We start from the raw sequence: 24,491 nt of genomic DNA, 5'->3' as shown, positions 1-24,491 counted from the left end.
ATCGGTTTCGGAGAAATGGAAGGTTCAGGCGGTCGCGTCGGCGGTGACGGTCTCGGCCTGGGGATCGGCGCTGGTGGTGCCGGGCAGGGGGCGCACGGTGGCGGGGTCGACGGGCACCACGTGCCCGAACTGGGCGCGTCCGGCCTTGGCGTAGACGAACTGGCCGGTGTCGAACTGGCGGACGCGGTCGGGGTCGACCAGCCACTTCTCACCGACCGACACCTGACCTTCGTCGCCGGTACGCTGGCCCTTGATCAGGTGCCGCGACGGCAGCATGTGCCGGACCGACCCGAAGTGCTTGCACAGCTCTCCGGCGTTCTCGACGTAGCCGAGCAGCACCCCACCCGCACAGGACTTCAAGATCCGGTCGAGCGCCCACTGATCCCCGGCGACACCCTCGGGACTCTGGGCGGCGAACAGCACGCTCACGCCTTGGGAGCGGCCCCGCTCGCACACCTCTTCCAGCCCGATCGAGCCCTGGCCGGTGGTGAGCGCGCTCAGCTCGTCGATGATCAGGGTGACGCTGCGACGCTGGTCCTTAGCGGTGCGGGCGGCGCGCTGCATCAGCATCCGCAGGATGGCGGCGACCTGGGCGCGGGCGGCGTCCTTGTCCAGGCCGGGCACGGTCACATACAGCACGTCGAGGTCGTCGAGGTCGACGCCGCCGTCGAACACCATCCGCCCGTCCTCACCCTGAAGGCTGTCGAACAGGTTGGATGCCTTGATCAGCATGTCCGCGAGCTGGTCGACCTTCTCCGACTGGAGGGCTTCGACCATCCGCTTCACGTCCGGGGCGTTGCCCCACAGATCCAGCAGCGTCTCAGGATTCAAGCGCTGCAGGAACTCCCGGCTCGACCGGAGCGGCCCGGCCGGGGCGTCGACGACGAGTGAGACGATGCGGCGGCGCAGCTCGTCGAAATGCTGGCCTTCCGACGTCGACGCCTGTCCGGCGTTGAGCATGTCGCCGAGCACCGCACGCTGGTCGCGGGCACGCATCGCCCACACGTCCAGGCGGGCGCCGTGGGGAACCTCGGCGATGCGGTCGGCGGCGATCCCGCGGCGCTGGGCGATCTCGCGCAACTCGTGGCCCAAGACCTTGTCGTCGTTGCCGCCCTTGCATGACACGACCACCAGCAGCGGGCGCGGGTGCTTGCCCCGCATGCCCGGCACGTCCTTCCACCGCTGCCAGGCGTTCCACTCGTATTCGAGCATCCCGACCGCGTACCGCTTGAGCAGCTCCGTCTTGCCCGACCCGGTTGTGCCGAACGCGGCCATCTGGCGGCGCGCTTCCTTGTGCGGCACCACCATCCACGCCTGATGCCGCGCGGTCAGCTCCGACCACACACCGAGAGGGTTCGCCGAGCGCCGGTCCGCCAGCGGCCCCAGCACGATCCCGTCCGTTGTGGTGAACGGGGCGCCGACCGACCGCGCCGCTCGAGCGGCCCCGGCGAACTGGCGTGCGGCCAGCGCCGCCTGCACCCGCTCGGTGCGGCCCAGGTTCTTCAACCCGACGGTGTTGGTCTTGTGCACGAACGACGCCCACCAGTACGTCGCCGCCAGCGCGGCCACCGGGGCACCGAGCAGGACCATCGTGCGCAGTCCGGCCAGGTCGCCCTCGGCGACCCGCGCGGCACCTGACCACAACAGGGCAGCGGGGGTGATCCACGATCCGCCGGCCATCGCCGACGCCGCGAGCAGCAGCAGCGACCCGATCGCGAAGTTGCGCAACCGGTGCGGCGCCAACGGCCACCGCGCCGCAACGGCCACGATCATGACCAGCATCGCCACGATCACGACACCGCACACCGTCGCTGTCGAGGCCGCGTCACCCACCGCGGACAAGTCCAGCGTCGGCAGATCCCAGCCTTCGACGTGGCGGATCGGCGGCGCCTGCGGTACCAGCGGGCCGCTACCGGCGCCCGGCTCCACTGGCGGCGCGGTCTGCTCCGGCGATGCGGGCACCTGCGCGGCACCGAAGGGGCCGCAATCGTTGGGAGTGAGAATCGGCTGGCAGTTCGGATTGCTCATGATGCTTCCTGTTGGGAGAGATGAATGAGGTTGCGGCGCCGACGGTTCGGGCTCGCCGCCTTGTTGGCCTCGCGGAGCTGCGCGTACTTCTCGAGCCACGCGGTCCATTCCGCGTCGAAATCGCTGACCACCAGATGCAGTTCCAGCCGTCCGAACTCCTGGTCTGGCAACCGATCGGACGCGGCGTTGACGTTGTCGCGGACCACTCGGGACCGGCACAGGTAGAGCACGCCGACCATCGGTTCGACGTCGCTGTCACGGGCGGCGCGGATCGCGCCCCGCAACGCGATGTCCATGTGTTCCGGCTGCTTCTTGGACAGCTCGACCTCCAGCGCCCACCAACCGTGGACACCCTCCCGAACACCGAGAAACCGGCCGTCGTGGATATGGGTGCGGCCCAGACGGGGCTCGCGGCCAGTCGACACCGACACCGGTGTCCTCCACCGCGGTCCGCCCTCGGCGGACTGCACACGATGGCGCAGCACCCGCTCCGACACCCACAGCTGCGGATCGGAACCGACCAACATCACCCGCGCCTGCGCCACCGCCCGGTAGTGCTCGGCCATCGCCAACCGCGGACGCCAATCACTGGGCCGCCAACCCAAGAAGCGGGCCGCGGTCACGCGGGTGGGCACCACCCACTTCTCACCCGCCTGAACCTCTTCCGGCTCGTACACGTCGCCGTCGCGGACGAGGTCGGCGACCAGCGCGTACACGTGGTTGCGCTCCATGCCCAGGAACCAGCCCAAGGTGTCCCGCTGCATCCCGTTCATCTCCGACAACGCCGCCAACACCGATGTCTTTCGCGCTGTCGACCGCTGTGGCCGGTCGGGGATGAGAGCCTGAACGGTGGTGCGAGGCAGCCCAACTCGACGCCCGATCTCGGCTTGGCTGAGCCCGCGACCGTGCAATCGCGTGACCTCCCCGAGCGTCACCTCCACACGGCGGGCACGGATGCCCAGGGTGCGGGCGATCTTCTGGTAGCCCATTCCCGAGGCGCGCAACGCGGTGATGGACTCGTCGAGATCCGCGCCGTGACTGTCCTTGTTGTGGTTCATCGGGTTCGCTCCCTTCCCTGCCGCGAGCCGCGGCTGTGACCGGCCCCGCGGCGGCGCTCAGCGATATCGGTGCGGGCCTGCGCGATGAACTCACGCATCTCCGTCGCATCCACCCCTCGCCGCTCCGCAGCCATCGCCGAGCGCGTCCACCGCGCCAGCTGCAATGCCTCCAGCTGCGCCTCGCTCGAAACTCGTTTCGGCACCGCCGATTCCGCGTCGTACAGGTGCGCCTTCAGCGGACCGCGCGAACCACCCCGCGCCCGCAGCACCTGCGCCTCGTACTCAGCACCAGGGCTCTTGCCCTCACGGGCGAGCTGGCGACGAGTCCGCAGATTCTGCGGCGCCAAACCCCACGGCCAGGTCGGGATACCGAACCGCTTGCCATCCGGATCGTGAAAACGGCTCATCGCGAACGCTCGATCCCGCGGGAACGCTCCCGCCGCGGACGGCACGATTCAGCTGCAAGCTGGGCGCGGATCTTTGCCGCCGACGCCGGATCGTGGCGGTAGTCGAGCACTCGGTTCCACACCGCGGTCCACTCGGCGTGCACCTGCGCGCCGGTGGCCCCCACGTGCCGAATCCTCGACATCTCGAACTCGTTGTCGCGGTAGTCCTTCGCCTCCGACGCGTCATCAGCAGCGCACGCCATGTCGACCAACACCCCGTGAACGAGGTTCAACCGGGCTTCCTGCGCCTCCAACTCGGCACGCTCGCGGCGACGGTCCCGCGCGCTCACCGCGCCACCCCCTCGCCCAGCTGCGAACGCGGCACACACGACCCCGCCGGTTCCGGCGGAACCCCTGCGTCGAGCGGGCGGCAGACGTTCGGCGACGGCACATAGTGCTGCTGGTCGATCCACGCCGCAGTGCATCCGCCCATCGCGATGAGCAGCAGCGCACCGACCGCGGCGAGCCGCACCATCGGCGGCAACAACCCCAGCGGGGCGAATACCGCACCGGTGCCGGTGAACTCCGGACCGGCCATCGAATGCAACGGGTTGTGTCCGCCACGGCGGTCGAAATGGGTGACCGTGTACCCCTGAACAGGCTGGTCCTGCCGCCACGGCGCGCTCATCGCCGGACCTTCCATCGCCGCGACGTCCGCCAGAACGCGATCGCGCCCAGAGACATCACCGTGAAACCGACAACCTCAGGCGCCGTCAGCACCAGGTACCCGACCGCGATGGCGGCAACCGCCAGACCGAACGTCCGCGCCCGCATCAGCACTCACCGCCCTTGCGGCTCCGACCGCGACGGCGACGGACCTGCGCGGACTTCAACGCGAGCCGCGTGTAATGAGCCTTCCGCGCCTGGTCAGCGCGGTACGCGCGCTCCTCCGGGCTCAACAGCCCATCCGGGTCGACAATGCGGTCGAACTTGCTTGCCATCGCCGCCCGGGCCTTCGCAGTGCGTGCGGCGCGGTCGGAAGTTTTCGCCCAGGACTCATGCGCGGCGATCCGCGCCTGCAATGTCCGCTCGACGGGGGTGCTCATGCCACACCGCCGTTGATGACGGTCGCGGCGGGCCGAATCAGCGCCAGCAGCTCGTCACGCTCGACCCGCAGCAGGCGTCCGTTCACCCTGAATCCGTTGAGATCACCGGCCGCGATCCAGTTTCGAATCGTCTTCGTGTCGACGTCGACGAGCGCCGCCGCGGTCTTGAGGCTGATCAGATTCCGGGCCTCAGTAGAAGCCTTGTCCATCAATGCCCGCTCCTTCGAAAAGTGGGAAATACGTTGCAGTTCCCCACTTTTCGCGGAACTTGCGGGCGTAATCACCGCATAGGTGGACTTGTCCAGACGTCTCAGGTACCGTTGAAGAAGTCCCTAGACGTCCCTGATATTGGAGGCGAAATGGCGAACGAACGCCTTCGCAATGCAATGCAGCAGGCTGGCCTCGACATCCCGGACGTCGCGGACAAGGCCGGTGTGGAGCCGAAGACCGTCGAACGGTGGATCACGAAGGGGCGCGTGCCCTACCCGAAGCACCGGCATGCCGTCGCCGCGCTAGTCGGAGAAACCGAGAACTACTTGTGGCCGGACGCTCTCGCTCCAGAACGGAAGGTCGAGGTCGCACAATCAGAAGTCCTGACGGTCTACCCACACCGCAGTGCAATTCCAAGTGACCTATGGAAGCGGCTGCTGTCGAGCACGAGCGAACAACTCGACGTCCTCGTGCTCGCGGGCTTGTTTCTTGCCGAGGAACCCGAATTCACACGAACCCTGCGCAAGAAGACACGCGACGGGCTGAAGGTTCGACTGCTGTTCGGCCGCCCGACCGCAGCGGAAGCCGACAAGCGGAGCGCCGAGGAACGCCTGGCAGCAGGCACCGTGCCCTCGCGAATCAACAACGCACTGGCACTGATCGAGCCGCTGGCCCAGATCGACGGCGTCGAACTTCGATACCACGACACGACGCTCTACAACTCGGTGTTCCGATTCGACAACGAGATGATCGTCAACATGCACGTCTACGGGCTGCCGGGTGCACACGCCCCCGCGCTTCATCTGCGCCAGTTGCCCGCTGGCGACATGTTCGAGACGTATATGACCAGCTTCGAGCACGTATGGTCGAACGCGACCCCCGAAAGGTGATCGTTCATGGCCCGGACCGACTATTTCTACGACCCTGACGCACCCACGCCGAACAGCATCAAGGTCGCCGTTAGTGCATTTGTGCGCGATTCGCAGGGCAGAATCCTGATGATCCACCGCACCGACAATGATCACTATTCGATCCCTGGGGGCGGGCTCGAAGCGGGCGAGACGGTCACACAGGCGCTCGTACGAGAAGTCAAAGAGGAAACCGGGATCGACGTCCGGGTGACCGGCCTCATCGGAATATTCTCGAATCCGGAGCACGTCATCGCATACGACGATGGTGAAGTCCGTCAAGAGTTCTCCATCTGCTTTCGCGCCGACCCAATCGGAGGCGAACTCCGAACCAGTTCGGAGTCGAAGGAAGTCAGATGGGTTGCACCTAGCGATGTTTCGTCTCTGGACGTCCATCCATCGATCGCGCTTCGTATCGAGCGGGGCCTGACTCCTTCAGCGCGGCCGTATTACACGTGACAGACGATGAACAGCTGACTATCCACGCAACAGCTTCTCGGTACGGTCAACTGCTTCGATCAGCTCAGGCGCGGCCTCAGCCAACGACCTGGATACGACATGATCCGGGCCGTACCGTTCGCGGACCTCGGCGATGCGGCTAAGCACATCCGTCGTCTCACCGGTTGGGGTCGTCGTGATATCCGCCCACCACAGCGCGTCGCGGAGTGCTGTCTGCTCATCCGGCCAGCTGATCTCGATATTGCGGTTGCGCGCCTCGACACAAGCACACGAATGGTTGGCGACGAGAGCGCATAATCGCTCCGGCGCGCCCTCACGCCGCAGGAACTCGGCGCCATCAATTGGATGAAATCCGGTCCTACGGATCGACGGCGCGTAGCCGATGTCATGCAGCCACGCCGCAGCCAACAATAGGTCGCCGTCGTCAACCACATCGACGGCCTGCTGAGCATGCCGAGCAACGCCTTGGACGTGCTGCCACCGCCGAGGCATGCCGAAGAGATTGTCCCGTGCCAGCTGCGCAGCCCACGCAACGAAGTCATCGGTCATACAGGCAACCGTATCGCCTTGCCGCATGACCTGCCGTTGCCCCCTGAGGCTGCATCGACCGGAATCCGGCCTACAGTTTGTCGCCCAGCCGGGCCCGGCGGTGCGCTGCTTTCGCTCGACTGTCCGCGACTGCGGCGCCGTAGCGAGACAGCATCTGACGCGAACGCCATCCGGCGAGCATCATCAGGTCCTGCTCCTGGCCGCCGCTGTCGAGCCAGGTATGCGCGAAAAAGTGGCGGAGCTGATGAGGATGAAGACGTTCGATGCCGGCCGCGTCGCATCGACGCTCGAGCATCTGGCGGATACCAGAGTCGGTCATCACTCCGCGGTAACCGAGCCAGAGAGCCGGATTGTCGTTCTTCGCTCCCGGATGCTTCGCACGCACCCGGAGGTACCTCCGCAGCGCCGTCCGGGTCTTGTCGCCGAACGGGCACGTGCGCGGTCGGCCGCCCTTGCCGATCACCAGCACTGTGTTCTCGTTGAAGTCCAGCGAGTCCAACTCGAGCGGTGCGAGTTCGCCGCACCTCATGCCGGTGTCGGCGAACAGCCGGATGATGGCGTTGTCGCGTCGGTCGGCGAAATCGGTGCCGTCGCACTCTGCGAGCAGCGCCTTCACCGCATCCATGCTTGGTACGGGCACTTTTTGATCGGGGACCGCAGGCGGGCTCATCTTGTCGAACGGACTCGCGTCGATGATCTCTTCGGCTGCAAGGTATTTGAAGAACTGTTGCAGCGACCGATACTGACCCCGCGCGTACTCGGGGGACAACGGTTCACCGGTGCGCCGATTGGGCCGCGTGAGCAGATCCTCGATGTAGCCGCCGATATGGGCGCGGGTGATGTCCGGCGCCGTGGTCGGCAGCTCGCGCTCCTCGAGGTAGGCCGCGAAGTACCTGATCCGCGTGAGGTAGCCGTCGATGGTCTGCTTGCTCCGGTTCTTGCGACGCAACTCCGTCGCGAAGTCCTCCGCAAGCTCTCGGATGTCGTCAAGATCCAGCCCCATGTCCGGATTCTACCGGCAAAATACATTGCTGTCGGAGCGCTGTTCTGGATCAACTCGGCTGTCGAGTTCAGCGTTTCCGCTGGTCAAGTAGCATTTGTGGGGCGGGCGGGGCTCGAACCCGCGACCAATGGATTATGAGTCCACGGCTCTAACCGACTGAGCTACCGCCCCATGCCGCGCGGAATCCGCGAGCGTTGGGGATGCTACCGGGTCAGGCGGGGTGGGGACCAGTCGCGGTTGGTGACTTAGGGTTGGGTGTCGAAAAGCTACTGGAGGGTCAGGTATGGCCGGTCTGTTCATCAAGGTATTGAAGGCGCACCAGTGGGTGTACGAGAACTCCGGCGGGCTGGTCGGGCATCGCCTGTTGCTGGGGAATCCGACGCTGCTGCTGCGGACCTTGGGACGCAAGAGCGGCAAAGACCGGACCTCGGCGCTGACGTATGCGCGCGACGGCGAAGATTATTTGGTGACAGCGTCCAATGGCGGCTCGCCGCGGCCGCCGGGGTGGCTGGCGAACCTGAAGGCGCGACCGGAGTGTGAGATCCAGGTCGGGCGGCGCAAACTGACGGTGCGGGCGCAGGCGACACTGCCGGATGATCCCGATTACGCCCGGCGCTGGGCGATCGTCGACAAGGTGAATCAGGGTCGCTACAGCGCCTATCAAAAGCTGACCAAGCGGCCCATCGCGGTGGTGGTGCTGACCCCGGCCGAGCGGGGTCAGTCGTCGCGGTAGTTCTCGTGCCAGCTGGTCCCGTAGTCCTCGGCGTCATCGCGGTCCCACGGCTCGGCATCCTTCGGCGGACGACTGGCGAAGTGCACGACTGCGACGACGAAGCCGAGGACCACGATGACGATACCGACAATGAGCAGAGTGTTCACCCCGGCACAGTAGCGCCGTCGCCGGGCTTGTGCACTACATCACTTGTCCAGCCTGGAGTGATTGTTCACACCGTTAACAAAGTCCGCCCTACGGCAGTCCTGGACTCGATGGCGGCATGCGCCCGATCGGCCTGTTCCAGCGGAAACGTCTGACCGATGACGACCTCCAGCCGCCCGGCGGCAACCTCGGCTTGGGCGCGCTGGGCGAGTGCCTGCCAATCGGTGCCGGCGCCGGTGATGTCGAACAGTCCGTAGACGGTGACACCACGCTCCGCCGCCACCCCGTCCAACGAGGCGAATTCGCCTGCGGCAGCCCCGTATCCGAGGAATCGGCCGCCCTCCGCCGAGGCGGTGACCGCGGCCTCGCCGAGCGCGCCGCCCGCGCCGTCGAACACCACGTCGACGCCCGCCCCACCGGTCGCGGCGCGCGCCTTCGCCGCCCAATCGGGCGCGGAGTAGTCGACCACGGCGGTCGCGCCGAGCCGCCCGGCGAGTTCCAGCTTCGCGGCGCCCCGCGCGGCGGCGACGACGTTCGCGCCCGCCGCCTTGGCGAGCTGGATCAGCAAAATACCGAGACCACCGCCCGCCGCGGTGATCAAGACCCATTCCCCGGGCTGAACAGCGGCGCGGTCGAACACCGCGAGCGCGGTCCTGCCGTCGTGGGCGAGCGCGACAGCCTGCGTCATGGTCACCCCGTTGCGGATCGCGACCAAGGTCTCCGCCTTGGCCAGCGCTTTCTCGGCGTACCCGCCGATCGGCAAGCCGCCGCCGATACCGCTGGCCGCGGTCGGAGTGGACACCCGCTTGCCCACCCAGGCCGGATCGACATCAGTGCCGACCGACGCCACCACGCCGCTGACCGCGCCACCGGGCACGTACGGCGGCTCGATCGCGAAGAAGTCCGTCCCCCAGCCACCACGCAACCGCGTGTCCAGGAACATCACATCGGCGGCCGCCACGTCGACCACCACCTCACCAGGTCCGGCCACCGGGTCCGGCAACTCGTCCACCGCGAGCACTTCCGGTCCACCGAACGCACTGGCCTGCACAGCCCGCATGACACAACCTCCATCGTTCCTTGCCGTCGCGAACGAAGACAGCATGGAACCTGAAGTCAGGTTGAGGTCAAATTGCGGTCAGGACCCGCCGCCGCAGCTGCTGCCGCCACCCCCACCGCCGCAGCTGGAACTGCTTCCGCCACCACAGCTGGAGCTGCTCCCCCCACCGCAGCTACTGCTGCTTCCTCCGCCGCAACTACTACCGTGATGGCCCCCGCCGCAGCCAGTCGGATGGCCGGGGTCGTGCCCGCCGATCAGACCGGCGCCGCCCGCGGCCCAGAAGGGGTCGGTGGATCCGCCGTGGTGGTCATACCCTCCGCCCCGGGATACGCGCCACGGTCCATTCGGCGGTGGGAGGTGCCGGTTGCGTAGCGAGCGGAGGACGACAACCACCACGATGATCGGGACCGCTATGAGGAGTACCAGTATCACCAGAGCGAAAAGAAGGATGAGTACTTCCATATCGTGTCCTTTCCGGCAGCGCCGGTCCCTCCGTGGTCACGCGCCGCCTCCTCCGGGCCTGAGCGCGCATGCCAAAACGGTAGCGGTCCACCAGCCCGCACGTACAGTGAACTGTGGTGTCATTCAGTTTCCGCAGGCCTCGCGACATCGACCTGGCGACCGTCCGCTCCGCCGTCGACGCGCTGGAACTGCCCGATGCCGTGTACAAGACCTGTCCCTGGCAGCCGCGGGACCTGGTGGACAAGGGATTACGGCAGTGGCTGCTCTGCTGCGGCGCCGCCATGCGCGACGACCAGGTGATCGGCATGCCGTCGCACGCGGTCGACGAGGCGTGGCACGGTTTCATCCTGTGCACGACGCGCTACGCGGACTTCTGCACGAAAGCCTACGGCCGCTTCCTCCACCACTTCCCCGAAGGCGCCGGTCCCCCGGATAATTCGCACGGGACCATGGCCGAGCAGCTCGGCCGCACCGTGGTGGCGTGGGGGTTGGTGGCGGCTCCGGACGAGGAATGCGTGCTGTGGGATCTCGATCGCCGGGTCGGCGTCGAGCACCCGTGGGGCATCGCGGCCGAGCGAGTCGAGGCCATCGAGGCCGAACTCGCCGCGACCCGCGGTTGACGCCGAGCGCCGGTTACCTCCAGGGCGAAGTCACAGATCGAGCACGAGCCGCCCGCCCTCGGCACGGGACACGCAGACGAGCATCTCGCCCGCCTCGTGTTCGGCATCGGTGAGCACGCTGTCGCGATGGTCCGGCGCACCGGCCAGCACACGAACCTTGCAGGTCCGGCAGAAACCCTGTCTGCACGAGTACGGCCGGTCGGGCCGGGTCTGCAGGATGGTGTCGAGCGCGGAACGGTCGGCTGCCACCTCGACGACCTCTCCCGTGGAGGCGAATTGGATCTCGAACGGCGTCCCGTTCACGATCGGCGGTGGCGAGAAGCGCTCGGAATGCAGTTCCACATAGGGCATTTCGCGTACGGCGTCGGCGATCAACGTGATCATCGGTACCGGTCCGCAGCAGTAGACCGCGGTGTCGGCCCCGACTCCGGGCAGCAAGGCGGCGGCGTCGGGGAGCCCATGCTCGTCGTCGGTGCGCACGATGACGCGATCGCCGAATCCCGCGATCTCGTCGAGGAACGGCAGGGTGTCGCGGCTGCGGCCGGTGTACACCATCGACCACTCGATCCCGAGGCGGTGCGCCAGCCTGGCCATGGGCAGAATCGGCGTGATGCCGATGCCGCCCGCGACGAAATGTAAACGAGCGGCCGGGGATCCGTGGCCGGGCACGGCGAACGGGAACGCGTTGCGCGGTCCGCGCACCATGATCGGCGTCCCTACCGGGAGGCCGTCGTGCACCTCCACCGAACCACCGCCACCTTCCGGGATGCGGCGCACCGCCACCCGGTAGGCGCGGGTGTCCGCCGGGTCGCCGTACAGCGAATACTGCCGCAGCCTCCCGGAGGGCAGCTCGAGGTCCACGTGGGCGCCGGGCCGCCACGGCGGCAGCACGCGCCCGTCGGCCGCGGCCAGCCGCAGGCTCACCACGTCCTGGTCGCGCGCCTCGATCCGCCGTTCGGTCACCACCAGGGCGAGGCGGTGGTCGTCCACTTTCGGATGCGGATCGCGTCGGTTGACCAGTGTGGTCCAGCGCAGTCGCGCGGAGGCCACCGCGTCGACCACGCGCACCGTGCGGTCGCGAGCAGGCTTGCCGAACAGGTCCGCGGGCAGCTGGTCGGGGACGGGCCGCGGAGTCACGAGGCGATCGCCTGGGCGGCAGGGGATTTGGCCAGGTAAGCCACGGCCTGCGCCGTCGAACCGACCGAGTCCGGGTGGTAGCCGGGCTTGAAAGTGCTCAACGCGCTCCACAGCAGCGAAGGGACCCCGGGCAACGCACCGCGCCACATCGCGCCGAAGACCCGCGTCAGCAATCGCGGATAGCCCAGGTCGGGCAGCTCTGGGTCCTGGTGGATAAGGAATTTGGTGCCGCGCAGCACCAAGGTCAGGAAGATCGGGAACACCAGCGTCATCAGTCCGGCCCGCCGCAGGTAACCGGCGCCGAAGTACACCGCCACGTCGTGTGCGACATGGCGATGTTCGACCTCCTCGGCGCCGTGCCAGCGGAACAGGTCCGCCATGCGCGGGTCGGCGTGGAACCGCTCCAGATCGGCGTTGAGCACCCAGTCGCCGAGGTAGGCGAAGAAGTGCTCCAGGCAGGCGATGAAAGCCAGCCGCTCGATCAGCACCTGCCTGCGCGCGACGCCGTCGGCGTCCCCGGGACCGAGCGTCCGGCGGAACAGGTACTCGGCATGCCGCAGATAGCGCCCGGGATCGATGCCGTGGGCGGCGAGCACCTCGTGCAGCACCTTGTCGTGGGTCTCGGCGTGCATCGATTCCTGACCGATGAAGCCGAGCATCGCCTCGCGCAACTTGTCATCCCGCACGTAGGGCAGTGCCTCGGCGTAGGCGGCGCAGAACATGCGCTCGCCTTCGGGCAGCAGCAGGTTCAGCGAGTTGATCAGATGCGAGGCGATGGGCTCGGCGGGCATCCAGTGCAAGGGCGTGCCCGCCCAATCGAACCGCACGTTGCGGGCATGCAGCGCGACCGGTCCCGGGTCGGTATCCGGACGTCGCCCAGCCCTGCGAAGTAGCTTCATCGGTACTCCTCGATCCCTCACTCGTCCACGCAGGCGCAGGATTCCTACGCCTGCGTAGCAAGGATCATACACATATATAGGACTCTCAGTAACACACAAAATACCCTACCGCGAGGCAACCTCGCGGCATTCCGGTTTGCGCCGCAAATCTAGAACGCGTTCTAGTAGGCTTTCGCTATGGAACGATTGACCGGATTGGATGCCAGCTTCCTCTACCTGGAAACCGGGACCCAGCACCTCCACGTCTGCGCGCTGCTGATCCTCGACCCGACGTCGGCGGACTACTCATTCGACAGCTTCAAAGCCGAACTGGGCAGGCGACTGCCGCTGATCCCGCAGATGCGCCGCCGGGTGTACGAGGTGCCGTTCAACCTCGACCATCCCGTCTGGGTGGAGGACGAGAATTTCGACCTCGACTACCACGTGCGCAGGATCGCGATCGCCGCGCCGGCCGGACACCGCGAACTCGCCGAGCTGGTCGGCGACATCGCCGGCCGCCCCATGGACCGCGACCGCCCGCTCTGGGAGTTATCCGTGGTGGAGGGCCTCGACGGTGGCAAGGTGGCGGTGATCTGCAAATACCACCACGCCGCCGTGGACGGCATCACGGGAAGCAATCTGATGATGCATCTGTGCGATCTGGAACCGGGCGCCACTAAGCCGGTGCCCGACCAGGAGTGGCATCCCGAATCGAAGCCGAGCGACTGGCGTCTGCTGGCGGAGGCGGTGGTGAAATTCCCGACCAAAGCGGGCATGCTCGGCCTGGTGCCGAAAACGGTCGGCGTGGTAGCCGGTTTCGCGCAGCGCCGCCGACAGAACAAGACCGGCATGGCCATACCGTTCTCCGCTCCGCGCACGCCGTTCAACCTAGCCATCACCCCGCATCGCACCGTCGCGTTCGCCGATGCCGAGCTCGACGCCGTCAAGGAGATCCGCTCCGCGTTCGGGGTCAAGGTGAACGACGTCCTGCTGACCGTCGTCGCCGGGGCACTGCGCGTCTATCTGGAGCGGCACGAGGAATTGCCGGATCGCTCACTGATCGCGTCCGTGCCGGTGTCCGTGCACGACTCGACACGGCATACCGCGGGCATCAACAAGGTGTCCACGCTGTTCGCACGGCTCGGCACCGATATCGCCGATCCGGTGGAACGCTTGCACGAGGTGGCCGAAAGCAATCGCGGCGCCAAAGAAGAACACGAACTGCTCGGCGCGGACTTCCTGCAGGACTGGTCGAAATACGCTCCCCCGAACGCGTTCCGGCTCGCCGCACGCATGTACTCGTCGCTGAAGCTGGCCGAGATGCACCCGGTGGTGCACAACCTGGTGGTGTCCAACGTGCCAGGTCCCCCGATGCCGCTGTACTTCCTCGGCGTACGCGTGGACGCGATGTACCCGTTCGGACCGGTGTTCCACGGCGCCGGGCTGACCGTGACCGTGCTGTCGAACAACGACAAGCTCAACTTCGGCTTCATCGCCTGCAAGGAACTGGTGCCCGACATCGCGGAGCTGGCCGACGCCGTACCGGGCGTGGTCGCCGAATTGCTGTCGGCGGCACGGGCGTCCGCCTGATCGCCAGGCCCGCCCGCCCTGTTCGCCACCGCCGCCGGACAGGGCCGCTTCAGCCGAACACCCTCTGGCTGGGTCAGATCTTCGCGGCGACCGCCGCGCAGGCTTCGAGCAACACCGGCACGAATCGGTCGGCCGCCGGCACGCAGGACGCGTGCCCGGCCCCGACCACGTGCGTGCTCGCCGCGGGAATCATGGTCGCCAGCTCCGCCTGCCGGCAGACCGGGATCGCCCGGTCACGCGTGGTGATCACCACGGCCGTCGGCATCGTCAAACTGGGCAACCACGCGGTCGCGTCGAAGCGACCTACCGCTGCCACCACCTGCGCGAGCGCCCAGCCGCTGGTGCTGCGGAATTCACCGAGCGCCCAACGATCGAGTCGTCCAGGGGGCCAGGTGATCTCCGGAAGTTCCGGCAGGCGGCCCGCGAGCTTCTCGGCGCGCCGGTAGGAGTACGGGCCGACCGTGGCGGCGATGACACCGAAGGATCGATGAAAAGCCTTCTCTCGCAGTGTTTCCTGAAACCGATAGGGAGTCGCGCAGAGAACGAGACCGCTCACCCGGTCCGGATGGCGATGTCCCGCCCCGGGATGTCCACCACGTAGGTCCGGCCGCGCCCCGCCAGCTCGACCAGACGGCCACCGGGCACCTCGGCGATGTCCGGCACCCGGAGTCGTCCGCCGAACCGCGCGACATGCCGGGGAGAGTACGTCATGGACACCTCCCGGGACGGAAATTAGAACGCGTTCCATACCAGCATGGCACAGCGGTGGCCAGCGTGGCCGGATCGCGCTACCGCGCAGCGGTCACGCCAGGACGCGCACTACCGTTTCCGCGACACAGACCGGCTCGTCGGAACCCGCGCACTCGACGATGACGGCGAGGGGCCACCTGCAGACCGACGGAACACCCTCGACACTCGCGATCCGCGCCCGGCGCACCCGCGGCAAATTCTCCGGCAGCGGACTCGATTACTGTCGCCGGATGCGCCGGGCACGCCACGCAATCTGTAACGTGTTTCAGACTGGTTTCGAGAGACGGAGGTACCGCGAATGGGTCGATTGACCGGCAAAGTGGCGTTGATCAGCGGCGCGGCGCGCGGCATGGGCGCTGCGCACGCCAGGGCGCTGGTCGCCGAGGACGCGCGCGTGGTGCTGGGCGACGTGCTCGACGACGAAGGCGCCGCGGTCGCCGAGGAACTGGGCGACAAAGCGGTCTACGTCCACCTCGACGTGCGCGAACCCGACGACTGGCGCAAAGCCGTCGCCGAGGCAGTAGGCCGGTTCGGATCGCTGAGCGTGCTGGTGAACAACGCGGGCATCGCGAACGGCAACCTGCTCGTCGCGTTCGAGCTGGCCGAGTGGCAGCGGATCATCGACATCAACCTGACCGGCACGTTCCTCGGCATGCAGGCCGCGACACCGGCCATGATCGAGGCGGGCGGCGGCTCGATCATCAACATCTCCTCCGTCGAGGGCATGCGCGGCAGCCCAGGCCTGCACGGCTACACGGCCACCAAGTTCGCCGTGCGGGGACTCACCAAGTCGACCGCACTCGAGTTGGCGCAGTACAAGATTCGGGTGAACTCGGTGCATCCCGGCCTGATCCGGACGCCGATGACCGAGAACATCCCCGCGGACTTCCTGCAGATCCCGCTGGGCCGCGCCGCCGAACCGGCCGAGGTCTCCGCGCTGGTGACGTTCCTGGCCAGCGACGAGTCGTCGTACTCGACCGGGGCGGAGTTCGTCATCGACGGCGGTCTGACCGTGGGGATTCCGCACAAGAGCTTCGACAGCTGAATTCGGGCGCCGGCGGCGAGCGGCGGAGCGAAACCGCGCTTCCGGTGCGGTGCGGCGAACTCGGCTTCTTCCGCTCGTCCCCTACAGTGACCAGGTCCGGGCACCGGTCGCAGGCGATCGGTATTCGGAGCATCCGACTTCAGCACCACCGTTCCGGAACGCATGCAGTGATGAAGGGGAGTCGACGAACGCCATGCTTCGATCAGGTATCGCCATCGCCGCGGCCGTGCTTTTCGCAATTGCCCCGTCGGCTGCCGCCGAGCCGATCTATCCGGCACCGGATCCTGATCCGTTCTATGCCGCACCGGCGGACCTGCACCGCGCCGCGCCCGGCGAGGTCCTCGCCGTCCGGCCGATGCCGGGACTGCTCGTGTTCCCCGGCGCGACGGTGACGATGATCAAGTTCCGCTCCAGCAACTCCGCGGGCAGGCCGATCGCGGCCACCACCACGGTGCTGACACCGCCGAATCACGTTCCAGGCGGGCCGCTGCTGTCCTATCAGCACATCATCAACGGCCTCGGAACCCAGTGCGCGGTGTCCCGCGTGCTCTACACCAACGACCCCAACCTGATGGTGCGCGAAGCGCCCGCGCTGAACGCCGTGCTGCTGCGCGGCTGGTCGGTGGCTCTCCCCGACCACCTGGGCCCGACCAGTGCCTATGGTGCGGCGAAACTCGGCGGCATGATCACCCTCGACGGCATCCGCGCCGCGCGCCGGGTCGCGGAATTGGGGCTGGCCGACAGTCCGGTCGCCATGCTCGGCTATTCCGGCGGCGGCATGGCGACCAGTTGGGCGGCCGCGCTCGCGCCGACCTACGCGCCGGGACTGCCTCTCGTCGGCGCCGCCGCCGGCGGGGTGCCGATGAACCTCGTCAAGATGATCCATGGCCTCGGATACACGCGGCATGCGGCGTTCGGTCTCGCCTTCGCGGCGGCGATCGGCCTGGAACGGGAGTATCCGGACCAATTGCCGATCAGCGATCACCTGAACTCGTTCGGCATGGCGGTCCGGGATCGCATAGCCAACAGTTGCACCAACGACATCCTGCTGGCGGGCGCTGGTCGCAGCGTCATGGACGTGGCTACCTCGGTATCGCTGGCCAAGGACGACTCCGCGCTCGCCGTGCTCGAGCGGAACAGCCTGGAACTTTACGACGGCATCCCCACCACGCCGATCTTCCAATGGCGCGCAGTAGAGGACGGACTGGTCCCGGTGGCGTCGGTCGACAACACGATTCGACGGTATTGCTCGGCGGGAGTCCGGCTCCAGTACGAGATGCTGCCCAGCCCAGATCACTTGTCCACCGCGATATTGGGGGTGCCGTCGGCACTCGGCTGGCTCGATGACCGCTTCCGCGGTGTGCCCGCGCCGAGCAATTGCTGATCATACGAAACCGCGGGAAGCGGTTCCGCGCTATGGATTTCATGACGGCCCGGTGGCAGCAGATCGCCACCACCGGGAACGGGCCGTTCCGCCCTACCGCCGCATCGGATCTCGCAGCGGACGCTAGGCGTCTTTACCGCTCTGGAACGCGCCCTGCCGCGCCTCGTCGACATCGGCTTCGGCACGGGCCTTTTCGGCCTCGGCTTCCTTGCGCGCCGCATCCCGCTGGGAATCGGCCTTGTCCTGCTGCGCTCGACCCTCTTTCTTCAGGTCCGCGTCGCCGGTGACGACGCCCGCAGCTTCCTTCGTCTTGCCCTTGATGTCCTCGACGACACCTTCGACAGCTTCCCGAGGTCCGCTCTGATGCTCCGGCATCACATACCTCCCATTCACTTATCTGCTGACACCGGCCGCATACCCGCGCCCGTCCCCCTCAATCACCGTGTGACCGCCGCCACCACGGTGCGCCCACGCAGTTCGGTTGGCGAGTTCCCGTTGCACCATGGCATTAATGCCACTGGGAGTCCATAAGGAGGCCGGATAGCTTTCGACAATGAGTTACCTCGCGCCGGTACTGATCGGCATCCTGTACGCGCTGGTGATGTCGGCGATCCGCGAACCGCACCGGCGGCGTTTCAACGCCATCATGGTGGCCGGTGCTGGTGCCGCCTACCTCAGCGGCGGCGGATTCGGCGGTTGGGAATTTCTGTTCACCGCCGTAGTCACCTACTGCGCCTACCGCGGACTGGAGTCCTGGACCTTCATCGGCATCGCCTGGCTCCTGCACACCACCTGGGACCTGCTGCACCATTTCAAAGGCAGCCCCATCATCCCCTTCGCCCACGACTCGTCCCTCGGCTGCGCGATCTGCGACCCGGTCATCGCCCTGTGGTGCTTCCGCGGCGGTCCATCGCTTTTCTCGTTCCGCGGCAATGCAGCAGTGCCTGAGCTCGAACAAGCTGAGCGCTGACAGACACTGGGCGTCAGCGGCCGCTGACCCGGCGGAGTTCCGCGACCGCCATGACGAAAGTATGACGCCGCGGCGTGGATGGTGTTGCTCGGAGATTCGGTCCGGCACGATCGGGGCATGCCCAGAGCTTCTTTCGTGATCAGTCGCTGCGACGCGCGGATGCAGTCGTGAGCGAGCGTCAGCGAGCGAACAATGGACACAGCGCGCAACGGCGCACGACGGAGCCGAGCGTCAGCGAGGCGCAGTCGTGAGCGAGCGTCAGCGAGCGAACAATGGACACAGCGCGCAACGGCGCACGACGGAGCCGAGCGTCAGCGAGGCGCAGTCACGACGGAGCCGAGCGTCAGCGAGGCGCAGTCGTGAGCCGCGTCCTGTTGACCGGCGCCGCCGGGTTCATCGGGTCCCATGTTCACCGCGCGCTGACCACCGCCGGCCACGAGGTCGTCGGTGTGGATCTGATGCTGCCCGCCGCCCACGGGCACGAGGCGCGGACTCCCGAGGACGTGCGGCGACTGGATGTCCGCGACGGTGATGCATTGGACGGGGTGCTCCGCGGTATCGACGTCGTGTGTCATCAAGCGGCGGTTGTCGGTGCGGGTGTGAGCGCGCAGGACGCGCCTGCCTACGCCAGTCACAACGATTACGGGACCGCCGTGCTGCTGGCCGCTATGGCTCGTGCCGGGTGCAGGCGGCTGGTGCTGGCGTCGTCCATGGTCGTGTACGGCGAAGGCCGCTATCACGCCGGACCTCGCGGCTCAGTCGATGTCGGCGTTCGGCGCGTCGACGACCTCGATAACGGCATATTCGAGCACCGCGATCCGGACACCGGCGAAATCCTGTCGTGGGTTCCGGTCGGCGAGGATTCCCCGTTGCGTCCGCGAAGCCTGTATGCGGCCAGCAAACTGGCCCAGGAGAACTTCGCGGCCGCGTGGGCATCGGCGACCGGATCCAGCGTGACCGCGCTGCGCTACCACAATGTCTACGGCGACGATATGCCGAAGGACACGCCCTATTCGGGGGTCGCGGCGATCTTTCGTTCGGCTTTGGAGGCCGGGCAGCCGCCGCAGGTGTTCGAAGACGGCAGGCAAGCACGGGATTTCGTGCACGTCACCGATATCGCCGCCGCGAACATCGCCGCGGTCGAACATCCGCTGGCCGGATACACGCCGTTGAACATCTCCTCTGGGCAGCCGATCACCATCGGCGAGGTCGCCGCGACGCTGGCCGCCGCGCGGGGCGGACCGCAGCCGGTGGTGACCGGACGTTATCGCTTCGGAGACGTGCGGCACATCGTCGCGAACCCGAACCGCGCCAGGCACGCCATAGGTTTCGCGGCACAGGTGGATCCGATCAGTGGCCTGACCGAGTTCGCATTCGCGCCGCTCCGGTCCACCGCCGGGGTCGGCGCGCCGACGGTGTAGTGCCTCAGTTGCCGGGGAGCGGCAACCGAACCTCGAACCGGCAACCTCGCTCTCGGTTCTGGGCGGTGATGTCCCCATGATGAGCCTCGACCAGTCCAGCCGCGATCGCCAGCCCCATGCCGCTGCCAATCGGCACTCCGCCCTCCGCCACCGGCGAACGAGCGGCCGTCCCTCGGTAAGCGACCTCGAAGATGCGGGGCAGATCCGCCGGATCGATTCCCGGGCCGCTGTCGTCGACCCGAGCCCATGCCCGCCCCTCGGAGATACCCGCCGAGATCGCGACCTCACCGCCTGGCGGCGTATGCGCGATGGCGTTGGAGACCAGATTCGTCAGCACCCGTCCGAGCGCCTGATCACTGGCGGTGACCACGATTCGATCGGCCGGCTGCTCGGCGCGCAACGCTACCTGCGCCCGCTCGGCGGTGGGGTGGTTGGCGGCCAGCACCTCATCGATCACCTCGCGCAGATCCACCGGCTCCAGCTCCAGCCGCAGCGCTCCCGCGTTGATCTTCGACATCTCGAACAGATCGTCCACCATCCGCGAGAGCCGATCGGTTTCGCAGCCGATTTGGTCGGCATAGCGAGTCACATCGGCCTCGCCGGTCACGACACCGTCCGACAGCGCTTCGGCCATTGCTCGGATACCGGCCAGCGGCGTCCGCAGATCGTGGCTGACCCAGGCAACGAGCTCACGGCGAGAACGCTCCGCGGCTCGCTCCTGCTCGCGGACTTCCTTCTCCCAGACGGTCTTTCGCGCCTGCTCACGCCCGAGCAGGACAGCGGCCGGAACCGTTACCGCCGCGACCACCGCCAAGACGAGGGCGTTTCGCTGGAATTCATGGGTGAACATCAGCCCGCTGACTCCGACTATGCCCGCCAGCGTCGCGAGCGTGGGAATCAAGACCAGTACCGCCATGCTCGTGGTCAGCGAGCGATTGCTGGTCGCGCGCAGAGCGATCGCACCGATCAGCACCACCGGTATCGAGCAGGCCAGCGCGTAGCCGACGATCTGCAGGCTGTCCTCAGGCATCGCTGCCTCCGTTCCCGGCTTCGCTGCGCGCCCAGGCATACCCGCGCCCCCACACCGTTTCGATGCGGTGCCGGTCGCCGAGCTTGCCGCGCAGCCGTTTGATGTGCACGGTGACCGTGGACAGGTCACCGAAATCCCAGCCCCAGACCCGGGCCAGGAGTTCCTCCCGGCTGAACACCTCGTGTGGATGCTGCAAAAGGAAGACCAGCAGGTCGAATTCCCGCGGCGTCAGTTCCACCGGCGACCCGTGCACAAGTGCCAGGCGATTGGCCGGACGCACTTCGACGGCTCCGTCCCGCAACACCGGATGGCTGTTGTCGCGCACCACCTGTGCGCGCCGCAGCACCGACGCGACACGCAGCGCGAGCTCGCGTGGACTGAACGGCTTGGTGACGTAGTCGTCGGCCCCCGCCTCCAGCCCGAGCACCCGGTCGTCCTCGTCTCCGAGCGCCGTCAACAGGATGACCGGCAGGTCCGGCTGCGGGCCCGACCTGATGGCCCGGCAGATTTCGATGCCGTCCGGAGCGGGCATCATGACGTCGAGCACCGCCAGTTGCACTGGATCGCCCGGATCGGCGAGCGCGGCCAAAGTCTCGGGACCGCCGGAGGTTTCCCGCACGGTCAGACCATCACGCTCGAGATAGCGCCGCACCACCTCCCGCACCACAGGGTCGTCGTCCGCGATGAGAATGCTCATGGATATCACCAATTGGTCAGGATCAGATGGGCCACCAGCAGGGTGCCGAGAGCCTGCACACCTAGCCAGGCTCGCGCCGTGAACCGGGGCAGAAAAGCCGTCGCGACCAGCAGCCACATATCGAACGGTAGCCAGATGCGCTCGGTCTCCGCTTTGCTCAGCCCGCTGATATCGGCGGCGAGAACGGCGCACAGTCCCGCGCCTACCAGCAACGACGCCGGTTCGAGTGCGCGCAGCCGCGTCCATGCCAGCGCACGCCGGGCAGCGGCGCACGTCGCCAAGCCGACCGCGCAGACGGTCGCGGCGAGATTACCCCACCACCAGTAGGCGTAGGACCGCTCGGCGGCGATGCCCTGGTAGTACCGCTCGACCACCAAGTGATAGCCGTCGAGCCACCAGAATCCGGCGAGGGTGAAGCCCGCCGCGACCGCGAGCGCACCCGCGGCGGCGAGTAGCAGCGGCTTGGCCGTGCGGCTCGAAAGCAATACAGCCGCAGCGGGTATGGCCATCAGCACAAGTCCGTAGCTGAGATAGATACCGAAGCCGAACAATACCCCTGCGCTCACACCCGCGACCGGACTGCCGCCTGGCCGGCAGGCGATCGCGAGCAACGCGACCGCCCACGCGGTGACGCCGGCGAACATCGCGTCCGCCGAGACCGCGATCCACAACGCCGCGGGCGCGAGCACCAGGAACGGCAACGCCGCCCGCGCCCGATGCTCGGCGCCCAGTGCCCGCAGCGCGACCGCGACGGCCACGACCGCACTGCAGCCGATGACCATGCAGACCAGCCCCGCCCAGGTACCACCGCCGAGACCGAGCCGGTCCAGCACCACGAAGAACAGCAGCGCACCCGGCGGATGCCCGGAAACATGCGTGGTCCATGAATCCGGCTGGAAGTCGAGAATGCGGCCGGAAAACGCACGCAGCATGACCGGGATGTCGGTAACGCCACCGACTTCGTGCAGGTATTCGTTCGGGTCGGTGAGTCGCCCCGCGAAGCCGCGTTGCCAGCCGTCGACCATGGCCAACGAGAATGCCCAGGCGACCGCGGCGCTCCCGGCCGTCACCAGCAGCCGCCGCCACGGCAGGCGCTGCGCCAGAGCCGGGCCCCAGGTGACCACGAGCGTCGCGACGGCAGCGGCCGGCACGGTGCCCCATCCGGCATGCGGCAACCAGTCGCCGAAAATCGGCGCCGTACCGGCATAGAGCTTCGCACGCCATTGTTCGCTGGCAATACGCGGGACCACGAACGCGGTGGCGACCAGTACTGCGGCGACACCGGCTCCAACTATGTCGCTCCGCGGCGGGGCAGGGAGTCTGCGCGCGGATTCGGCGAGGTCTTGCACGCGAATCACGATAGGTCAACAGTTTGGCCGTTACCCCTGTTCCATTGGCATTTTCGAAGGCCGTCACCGTTTCGTCACAGGTTTTTCGGCGCAATCGGCCACCCCGGCGGCTTAGCGTTTGAACTGTGACAGAAACCCATGCTGACCCGGACGGTGTGACCGCGGTGATCCCGTGCCGGGATGAAGCTGAAGCGTTGCCAGCGGTACTGGCGGCCATTCCCATCGGGTATCACGCGGTCGTGGTCGACAACGGCTCCACCGATGACACCGCGGCAGTGGCCCGAGTGCGGGGCGCGACCGTGGTACGTGAGGACCGACCCGGGTACGGCGCGGCCGTTCAGGCAGGCATCCGGGCGGCCCGCACCGAATTGGTCGCTGTGCTCGACGGCGACGGGTCGATGGATCCAGCCGAATTGCCGGGACTGGTCGCCTTGGTCCGTGACGGTGCTGATCTCGCCGTCGGCAGGCGCCGCCCCGTGCACGCGCGGGTCTGGCCATGGCACGCACGACTGGGGAATCGCGTCGTCGCTTCGCGGCTGCGTCGCAAATACGGCCTGCCCGTGCACGATATCGCCGCGATGCGGGTGGCCCGACGCCGAGCCATGCTGTCACTCGGCCCGCTGCACGACCGGTCCGGTTATCCGCTGGAACTTCTCGTGGCGGCCTCGCGGGCCGGATGGCGTGTTGTCGAGCGCGATATCACCTACGGTCCACGCGCAGGTGGCGTATCGAAGGTTTCCGGCTCGATGCTCGGAACATTACGCGCCACAGTGGATTTTCTGGCGGTGTTGCGATGACCTCCGCCACCACCCTGCTGGTGCTGGCGAAAGCCCCGATCGCCGGGTTCGCCAAGACCAGATTGACCCCACCGCTCACACCACGGGAAGCGGCTCTGGTCGCGGCGGCTTCGCTGCTCGACACGCTGGAATCGGTGCTGGCCAGCCAGGTGACCCACCGCGTCGTCGCGTTCACCGGGAACCTCGGTGCGGCCGAACACGGGACCGAAATAGCCCGAATGCTGCACCGATTCAGCGTGATCCCGCAGCGCGGCGCGAACTTCGGCGCGCGCCTGGCCAACGCGCACGCCGACGCCGCGTGTTTCGGTGCGCCGGTTCTCCAGATCGGCATGGACACCCCGCAGATCGGTCCCGACGTTCTCACCTGCGCCGCGACCGCGTTAGCCGCCGGTGAGGCCGCCGTACTCGGTCCCGCCGCGGACGGCGGCTGGTGGGCGCTCGGCCTGCCTTCGCCACAGCCGGCGCGCTTGCTCGCCGAGATTCCGATGTCCACCAATCGCACCGGCGAGCTGACCCGCGCTGCCCTGCTGTCCTGCGGATTACCGGTCCACAATCTGCCCCTGTTCAGCGACGTAGACAGCTTCGACGACGCCGTCCGGGTAGCCGCTCACTCCGGTGGGCGATTCGCCGACACCATCCACCGCATGAGTCGGGTATCACGATGAGGCTCGATATCTTTCGACGACCGGTCCACCCGGACGCACGGCAACCGGACTG

Annotated in this window: 30 protein-coding genes and 1 tRNA gene; 11 read left to right on the top strand and 20 right to left on the bottom strand. The window is 67.3% G+C overall.

All coding sequences use genetic code 11. The annotated features are described in order from the left end of the window. Positions 1-24 precede the first annotated feature (24 nt). From IU459_RS18415 to IU459_RS18385, 7 genes are all read right to left on the bottom strand, one after another. The gene (locus tag IU459_RS18415; protein ID WP_195130782.1) at positions 25-2,028 is read right to left on the bottom strand and encodes a hypothetical protein; all 2,004 of its coding nucleotides are present in this window, start codon (positions 2,026-2,028) and stop codon (positions 25-27) included. Then, on the bottom strand, positions 2,025-3,086 hold the full coding sequence (locus tag IU459_RS18410) for a hypothetical protein (protein WP_195130781.1): 1,062 nt from the start codon (positions 3,084-3,086) through the stop codon (positions 2,025-2,027). Before IU459_RS18410 ends, IU459_RS18415 begins: the two co-directional genes overlap by 4 nt. Beyond that, positions 3,083-3,493: a hypothetical protein gene (locus tag IU459_RS18405; protein WP_195130780.1), complete on the bottom strand. Its 411-nt coding sequence runs from the start codon at positions 3,491-3,493 to the stop codon at positions 3,083-3,085. The genes IU459_RS18410 and IU459_RS18405 overlap by 4 nt, the downstream gene beginning before the upstream one ends. Then, positions 3,490-3,822: a hypothetical protein gene (locus tag IU459_RS18400; protein ID WP_195130779.1), complete on the bottom strand. Its 333-nt coding sequence runs from the start codon at positions 3,820-3,822 to the stop codon at positions 3,490-3,492. Before IU459_RS18400 ends, IU459_RS18405 begins: the two co-directional genes overlap by 4 nt. Then, the gene (locus IU459_RS18395; protein WP_195130778.1) at positions 3,819-4,160 is read right to left on the bottom strand and encodes a hypothetical protein; all 342 of its coding nucleotides are present in this window, start codon (positions 4,158-4,160) and stop codon (positions 3,819-3,821) included. Before IU459_RS18395 ends, IU459_RS18400 begins: the two co-directional genes overlap by 4 nt. A gap of 145 nt (positions 4,161-4,305) precedes the next feature. After that, positions 4,306-4,578 carry a hypothetical protein gene (locus tag IU459_RS18390; RefSeq protein ID WP_228783076.1) on the bottom strand — a complete coding sequence of 91 codons (273 nt, stop codon included), beginning with the start codon at positions 4,576-4,578 and terminating at the stop codon, positions 4,306-4,308. Further along, a complete protein-coding gene (locus IU459_RS18385; RefSeq protein WP_040776049.1) occupies positions 4,575-4,787 on the bottom strand; it encodes a helix-turn-helix domain-containing protein in 213 nt (70 codons plus the stop codon). Before IU459_RS18385 ends, IU459_RS18390 begins: the two co-directional genes overlap by 4 nt. A gap of 33 nt (positions 4,788-4,820) precedes the next feature. Here IU459_RS18385 and IU459_RS18380 point away from each other — a divergent pair, with 33 nt between their 5' ends. Further along, a complete protein-coding gene (locus tag IU459_RS18380) occupies positions 4,821-5,678 on the top strand; it encodes a helix-turn-helix domain-containing protein (RefSeq protein WP_228838118.1) in 858 nt (285 codons plus the stop codon). Positions 5,679-5,684: 6 nt separating this feature from the next. After that, positions 5,685-6,155: an NUDIX hydrolase gene (locus IU459_RS18375; RefSeq protein WP_195130777.1), complete on the top strand. Its 471-nt coding sequence runs from the start codon at positions 5,685-5,687 to the stop codon at positions 6,153-6,155. 18 nt (positions 6,156-6,173) lie between these two features. On the opposite strand, the gene IU459_RS18370 is transcribed toward IU459_RS18375, so the two are convergent. The 3 genes from IU459_RS18370 to IU459_RS18360 all read right to left on the bottom strand — a co-directional run bounded on the left by IU459_RS18370 (position 6,174) and on the right by IU459_RS18360 (position 7,878). Beyond that, complete coding sequence (locus tag IU459_RS18370; RefSeq protein WP_195130776.1) at positions 6,174-6,704, bottom strand: HD domain-containing protein; 531 nt, start codon at positions 6,702-6,704, stop codon at positions 6,174-6,176. A gap of 70 nt (positions 6,705-6,774) precedes the next feature. Then, the gene (locus IU459_RS18365; protein WP_195130775.1) at positions 6,775-7,707 is read right to left on the bottom strand and encodes a tyrosine-type recombinase/integrase; all 933 of its coding nucleotides are present in this window, start codon (positions 7,705-7,707) and stop codon (positions 6,775-6,777) included. Positions 7,708-7,804: 97 nt separating this feature from the next. After that, positions 7,805-7,878: transfer RNA gene (locus IU459_RS18360), tRNA-Ile, on the bottom strand. A 112-nt stretch (positions 7,879-7,990) separates the two neighbouring features. Here IU459_RS18360 and IU459_RS18355 point away from each other — a divergent pair. Further along, positions 7,991-8,440, top strand: a complete 450-nt coding sequence (locus IU459_RS18355; protein WP_195130774.1) for a nitroreductase/quinone reductase family protein — start codon at positions 7,991-7,993, stop codon at positions 8,438-8,440. On the opposite strand, the gene IU459_RS18350 is transcribed toward IU459_RS18355, so the two are convergent. Then, positions 8,425-8,586, bottom strand: a complete 162-nt coding sequence (locus tag IU459_RS18350) for a hypothetical protein (RefSeq protein WP_195130773.1) — start codon at positions 8,584-8,586, stop codon at positions 8,425-8,427. The two genes, IU459_RS18355 and IU459_RS18350, sit on opposite strands and share 16 nt — an antisense overlap. A gap of 65 nt (positions 8,587-8,651) precedes the next feature. Further along, the gene (locus IU459_RS18345) at positions 8,652-9,644 is read right to left on the bottom strand and encodes a zinc-binding dehydrogenase (RefSeq protein ID WP_195130772.1); all 993 of its coding nucleotides are present in this window, start codon (positions 9,642-9,644) and stop codon (positions 8,652-8,654) included. Positions 9,645-10,219: 575 nt separating this feature from the next. Here IU459_RS18345 and IU459_RS18340 point away from each other — a divergent pair. Next, on the top strand, positions 10,220-10,726 hold the full coding sequence (locus IU459_RS18340) for a hypothetical protein (protein WP_195130771.1): 507 nt from the start codon (positions 10,220-10,222) through the stop codon (positions 10,724-10,726). 30 nt (positions 10,727-10,756) lie between these two features. On the opposite strand, the gene IU459_RS18335 is transcribed toward IU459_RS18340, so the two are convergent. Together IU459_RS18335 and IU459_RS18330 are read right to left on the bottom strand one after the other, a co-directional pair. Beyond that, complete coding sequence (locus tag IU459_RS18335; protein ID WP_195130770.1) at positions 10,757-11,863, bottom strand: PDR/VanB family oxidoreductase; 1,107 nt, start codon at positions 11,861-11,863, stop codon at positions 10,757-10,759. Further along, positions 11,860-12,762 carry a metal-dependent hydrolase gene (locus tag IU459_RS18330; protein WP_195130769.1) on the bottom strand — a complete coding sequence of 301 codons (903 nt, stop codon included), beginning with the start codon at positions 12,760-12,762 and terminating at the stop codon, positions 11,860-11,862. The genes IU459_RS18335 and IU459_RS18330 overlap by 4 nt, the downstream gene beginning before the upstream one ends. A gap of 177 nt (positions 12,763-12,939) precedes the next feature. Between IU459_RS18330 and IU459_RS18325 the strand changes: the two genes are divergently transcribed. Next, on the top strand, positions 12,940-14,331 hold the full coding sequence (locus IU459_RS18325) for a WS/DGAT/MGAT family O-acyltransferase (protein WP_195130768.1): 1,392 nt from the start codon (positions 12,940-12,942) through the stop codon (positions 14,329-14,331). Positions 14,332-14,404: 73 nt separating this feature from the next. Here IU459_RS18325 and IU459_RS18320 read toward each other — a convergent pair whose 3' ends face one another. Both IU459_RS18320 and IU459_RS38560 read right to left on the bottom strand, forming a co-directional pair. Beyond that, on the bottom strand, positions 14,405-14,887 hold the full coding sequence (locus tag IU459_RS18320) for an alpha/beta fold hydrolase (protein WP_228838117.1): 483 nt from the start codon (positions 14,885-14,887) through the stop codon (positions 14,405-14,407). Next, complete coding sequence (locus tag IU459_RS38560) at positions 14,884-15,042, bottom strand: hypothetical protein (RefSeq protein WP_228838116.1); 159 nt, start codon at positions 15,040-15,042, stop codon at positions 14,884-14,886. Before IU459_RS38560 ends, IU459_RS18320 begins: the two co-directional genes overlap by 4 nt. 337 nt (positions 15,043-15,379) lie before the next feature. Here IU459_RS38560 and IU459_RS18315 point away from each other — a divergent pair, with 337 nt between their 5' ends. After that, positions 15,380-16,126, top strand: a complete 747-nt coding sequence (locus tag IU459_RS18315; protein ID WP_040776029.1) for a glucose 1-dehydrogenase — start codon at positions 15,380-15,382, stop codon at positions 16,124-16,126. A gap of 193 nt (positions 16,127-16,319) precedes the next feature. Then, entirely contained in the window at positions 16,320-17,510 is a 1,191-nt protein-coding gene (locus IU459_RS18310) for a lipase family protein (protein ID WP_195130767.1), read from the top strand. 123 nt (positions 17,511-17,633) lie between these two features. Here the strand turns inward: IU459_RS18310 and mbp1 are convergent, their stop codons facing one another. Next, complete coding sequence (mbp1, locus tag IU459_RS18305; protein WP_195130766.1) at positions 17,634-17,885, bottom strand: microaggregate-binding protein 1; 252 nt, start codon at positions 17,883-17,885, stop codon at positions 17,634-17,636. A 178-nt stretch (positions 17,886-18,063) separates the two neighbouring features. Between mbp1 and IU459_RS18300 the strand changes: the two genes are divergently transcribed. Continuing rightward, positions 18,064-18,480: a DUF6010 family protein gene (locus tag IU459_RS18300; RefSeq protein ID WP_195130765.1), complete on the top strand. Its 417-nt coding sequence runs from the start codon at positions 18,064-18,066 to the stop codon at positions 18,478-18,480. 359 nt (positions 18,481-18,839) lie between these two features. Beyond that, entirely contained in the window at positions 18,840-19,901 is a 1,062-nt protein-coding gene (locus IU459_RS18295) for an NAD-dependent epimerase/dehydratase family protein (RefSeq protein WP_324198920.1), read from the top strand. 4 nt (positions 19,902-19,905) lie between these two features. Here IU459_RS18295 and IU459_RS18290 read toward each other — a convergent pair whose 3' ends face one another. Genes IU459_RS18290 through IU459_RS18280 form a run of 3 tightly spaced genes read right to left on the bottom strand, consistent with a single transcriptional unit; the run spans position 19,906 to position 22,977 of the window. Next, entirely contained in the window at positions 19,906-20,931 is a 1,026-nt protein-coding gene (locus tag IU459_RS18290) for a sensor histidine kinase (RefSeq protein ID WP_195130763.1), read from the bottom strand. Continuing rightward, positions 20,924-21,628 carry a response regulator transcription factor gene (locus tag IU459_RS18285; RefSeq protein WP_195130762.1) on the bottom strand — a complete coding sequence of 235 codons (705 nt, stop codon included), beginning with the start codon at positions 21,626-21,628 and terminating at the stop codon, positions 20,924-20,926. The genes IU459_RS18290 and IU459_RS18285 overlap by 8 nt, the downstream gene beginning before the upstream one ends. A 5-nt stretch (positions 21,629-21,633) precedes the next feature. Continuing rightward, positions 21,634-22,977, bottom strand: coding sequence for a hypothetical protein (locus IU459_RS18280; RefSeq protein ID WP_195130761.1), 1,344 nt, complete (start codon positions 22,975-22,977; stop codon positions 21,634-21,636). Positions 22,978-23,102: 125 nt separating this feature from the next. Here IU459_RS18280 and IU459_RS18275 point away from each other — a divergent pair, with 125 nt between their 5' ends. Together IU459_RS18275 and IU459_RS18270 are read left to right on the top strand one after the other, a co-directional pair. Further along, the gene (locus IU459_RS18275) at positions 23,103-23,774 is read left to right on the top strand and encodes a glycosyltransferase family 2 protein (protein ID WP_324198919.1); all 672 of its coding nucleotides are present in this window, start codon (positions 23,103-23,105) and stop codon (positions 23,772-23,774) included. Continuing rightward, positions 23,771-24,439 carry a TIGR04282 family arsenosugar biosynthesis glycosyltransferase gene (locus tag IU459_RS18270; protein WP_195130760.1) on the top strand — a complete coding sequence of 223 codons (669 nt, stop codon included), beginning with the start codon at positions 23,771-23,773 and terminating at the stop codon, positions 24,437-24,439. Before IU459_RS18275 ends, IU459_RS18270 begins: the two co-directional genes overlap by 4 nt. The last annotated feature ends 52 nt before the right edge of the window (positions 24,440-24,491 follow it).

It is taken from the genome of Nocardia amamiensis (assembly GCF_015477605.1).
In the GTDB taxonomy this organism is placed as follows: domain Bacteria; phylum Actinomycetota; class Actinomycetes; order Mycobacteriales; family Mycobacteriaceae; genus Nocardia; species Nocardia amamiensis_A.
This window is presented reverse-complemented; position numbering and strand designations above follow the sequence as displayed.

Bases quoted from the DNA above. Each gene is read 5' to 3' on its own strand.
- IU459_RS18415 (WP_195130782.1), bottom strand. From the start codon at position 2,028: ATGAGCAATCCGAACTGCCAGCCGATTCTCACTCCCAACGATTGCGGC.
- IU459_RS18410 (WP_195130781.1), bottom strand. From the start codon at position 3,086: ATGAACCACAACAAGGACAGTCACGGCGCGGATCTCGACGAGTCCATC.
- IU459_RS18405 (WP_195130780.1), bottom strand. From the start codon at position 3,493: ATGAGCCGTTTTCACGATCCGGATGGCAAGCGGTTCGGTATCCCGACC.
- IU459_RS18395 (WP_195130778.1), bottom strand. From the start codon at position 4,160: ATGAGCGCGCCGTGGCGGCAGGACCAGCCTGTTCAGGGGTACACGGTC.
- IU459_RS18390 (WP_228783076.1), bottom strand. From the start codon at position 4,578: ATGAGCACCCCCGTCGAGCGGACATTGCAGGCGCGGATCGCCGCGCAT.
- IU459_RS18385 (WP_040776049.1), bottom strand. From the start codon at position 4,787: ATGGACAAGGCTTCTACTGAGGCCCGGAATCTGATCAGCCTCAAGACC.
- IU459_RS18375 (WP_195130777.1), top strand. From the start codon at position 5,685: ATGGCCCGGACCGACTATTTCTACGACCCTGACGCACCCACGCCGAAC.
- IU459_RS18370 (WP_195130776.1), bottom strand. From the start codon at position 6,704: ATGACCGATGACTTCGTTGCGTGGGCTGCGCAGCTGGCACGGGACAAT.
- IU459_RS18365 (WP_195130775.1), bottom strand. From the start codon at position 7,707: ATGGGGCTGGATCTTGACGACATCCGAGAGCTTGCGGAGGACTTCGCG.
- IU459_RS18355 (WP_195130774.1), top strand. From the start codon at position 7,991: ATGGCCGGTCTGTTCATCAAGGTATTGAAGGCGCACCAGTGGGTGTAC.
- IU459_RS18345 (WP_195130772.1), bottom strand. From the start codon at position 9,644: ATGCGGGCTGTGCAGGCCAGTGCGTTCGGTGGACCGGAAGTGCTCGCG.
- IU459_RS18330 (WP_195130769.1), bottom strand. From the start codon at position 12,762: ATGAAGCTACTTCGCAGGGCTGGGCGACGTCCGGATACCGACCCGGGA.
- IU459_RS18325 (WP_195130768.1), top strand. From the start codon at position 12,940: ATGGAACGATTGACCGGATTGGATGCCAGCTTCCTCTACCTGGAAACC.
- IU459_RS38560 (WP_228838116.1), bottom strand. From the start codon at position 15,042: ATGACGTACTCTCCCCGGCATGTCGCGCGGTTCGGCGGACGACTCCGG.
- IU459_RS18315 (WP_040776029.1), top strand. From the start codon at position 15,380: ATGGGTCGATTGACCGGCAAAGTGGCGTTGATCAGCGGCGCGGCGCGC.
- IU459_RS18310 (WP_195130767.1), top strand. From the start codon at position 16,320: ATGCTTCGATCAGGTATCGCCATCGCCGCGGCCGTGCTTTTCGCAATT.
- mbp1 (WP_195130766.1), bottom strand. From the start codon at position 17,885: ATGCCGGAGCATCAGAGCGGACCTCGGGAAGCTGTCGAAGGTGTCGTC.
- IU459_RS18300 (WP_195130765.1), top strand. From the start codon at position 18,064: ATGAGTTACCTCGCGCCGGTACTGATCGGCATCCTGTACGCGCTGGTG.
- IU459_RS18290 (WP_195130763.1), bottom strand. From the start codon at position 20,931: ATGCCTGAGGACAGCCTGCAGATCGTCGGCTACGCGCTGGCCTGCTCG.
- IU459_RS18285 (WP_195130762.1), bottom strand. From the start codon at position 21,628: ATGAGCATTCTCATCGCGGACGACGACCCTGTGGTGCGGGAGGTGGTG.
- IU459_RS18270 (WP_195130760.1), top strand. From the start codon at position 23,771: ATGACCTCCGCCACCACCCTGCTGGTGCTGGCGAAAGCCCCGATCGCC.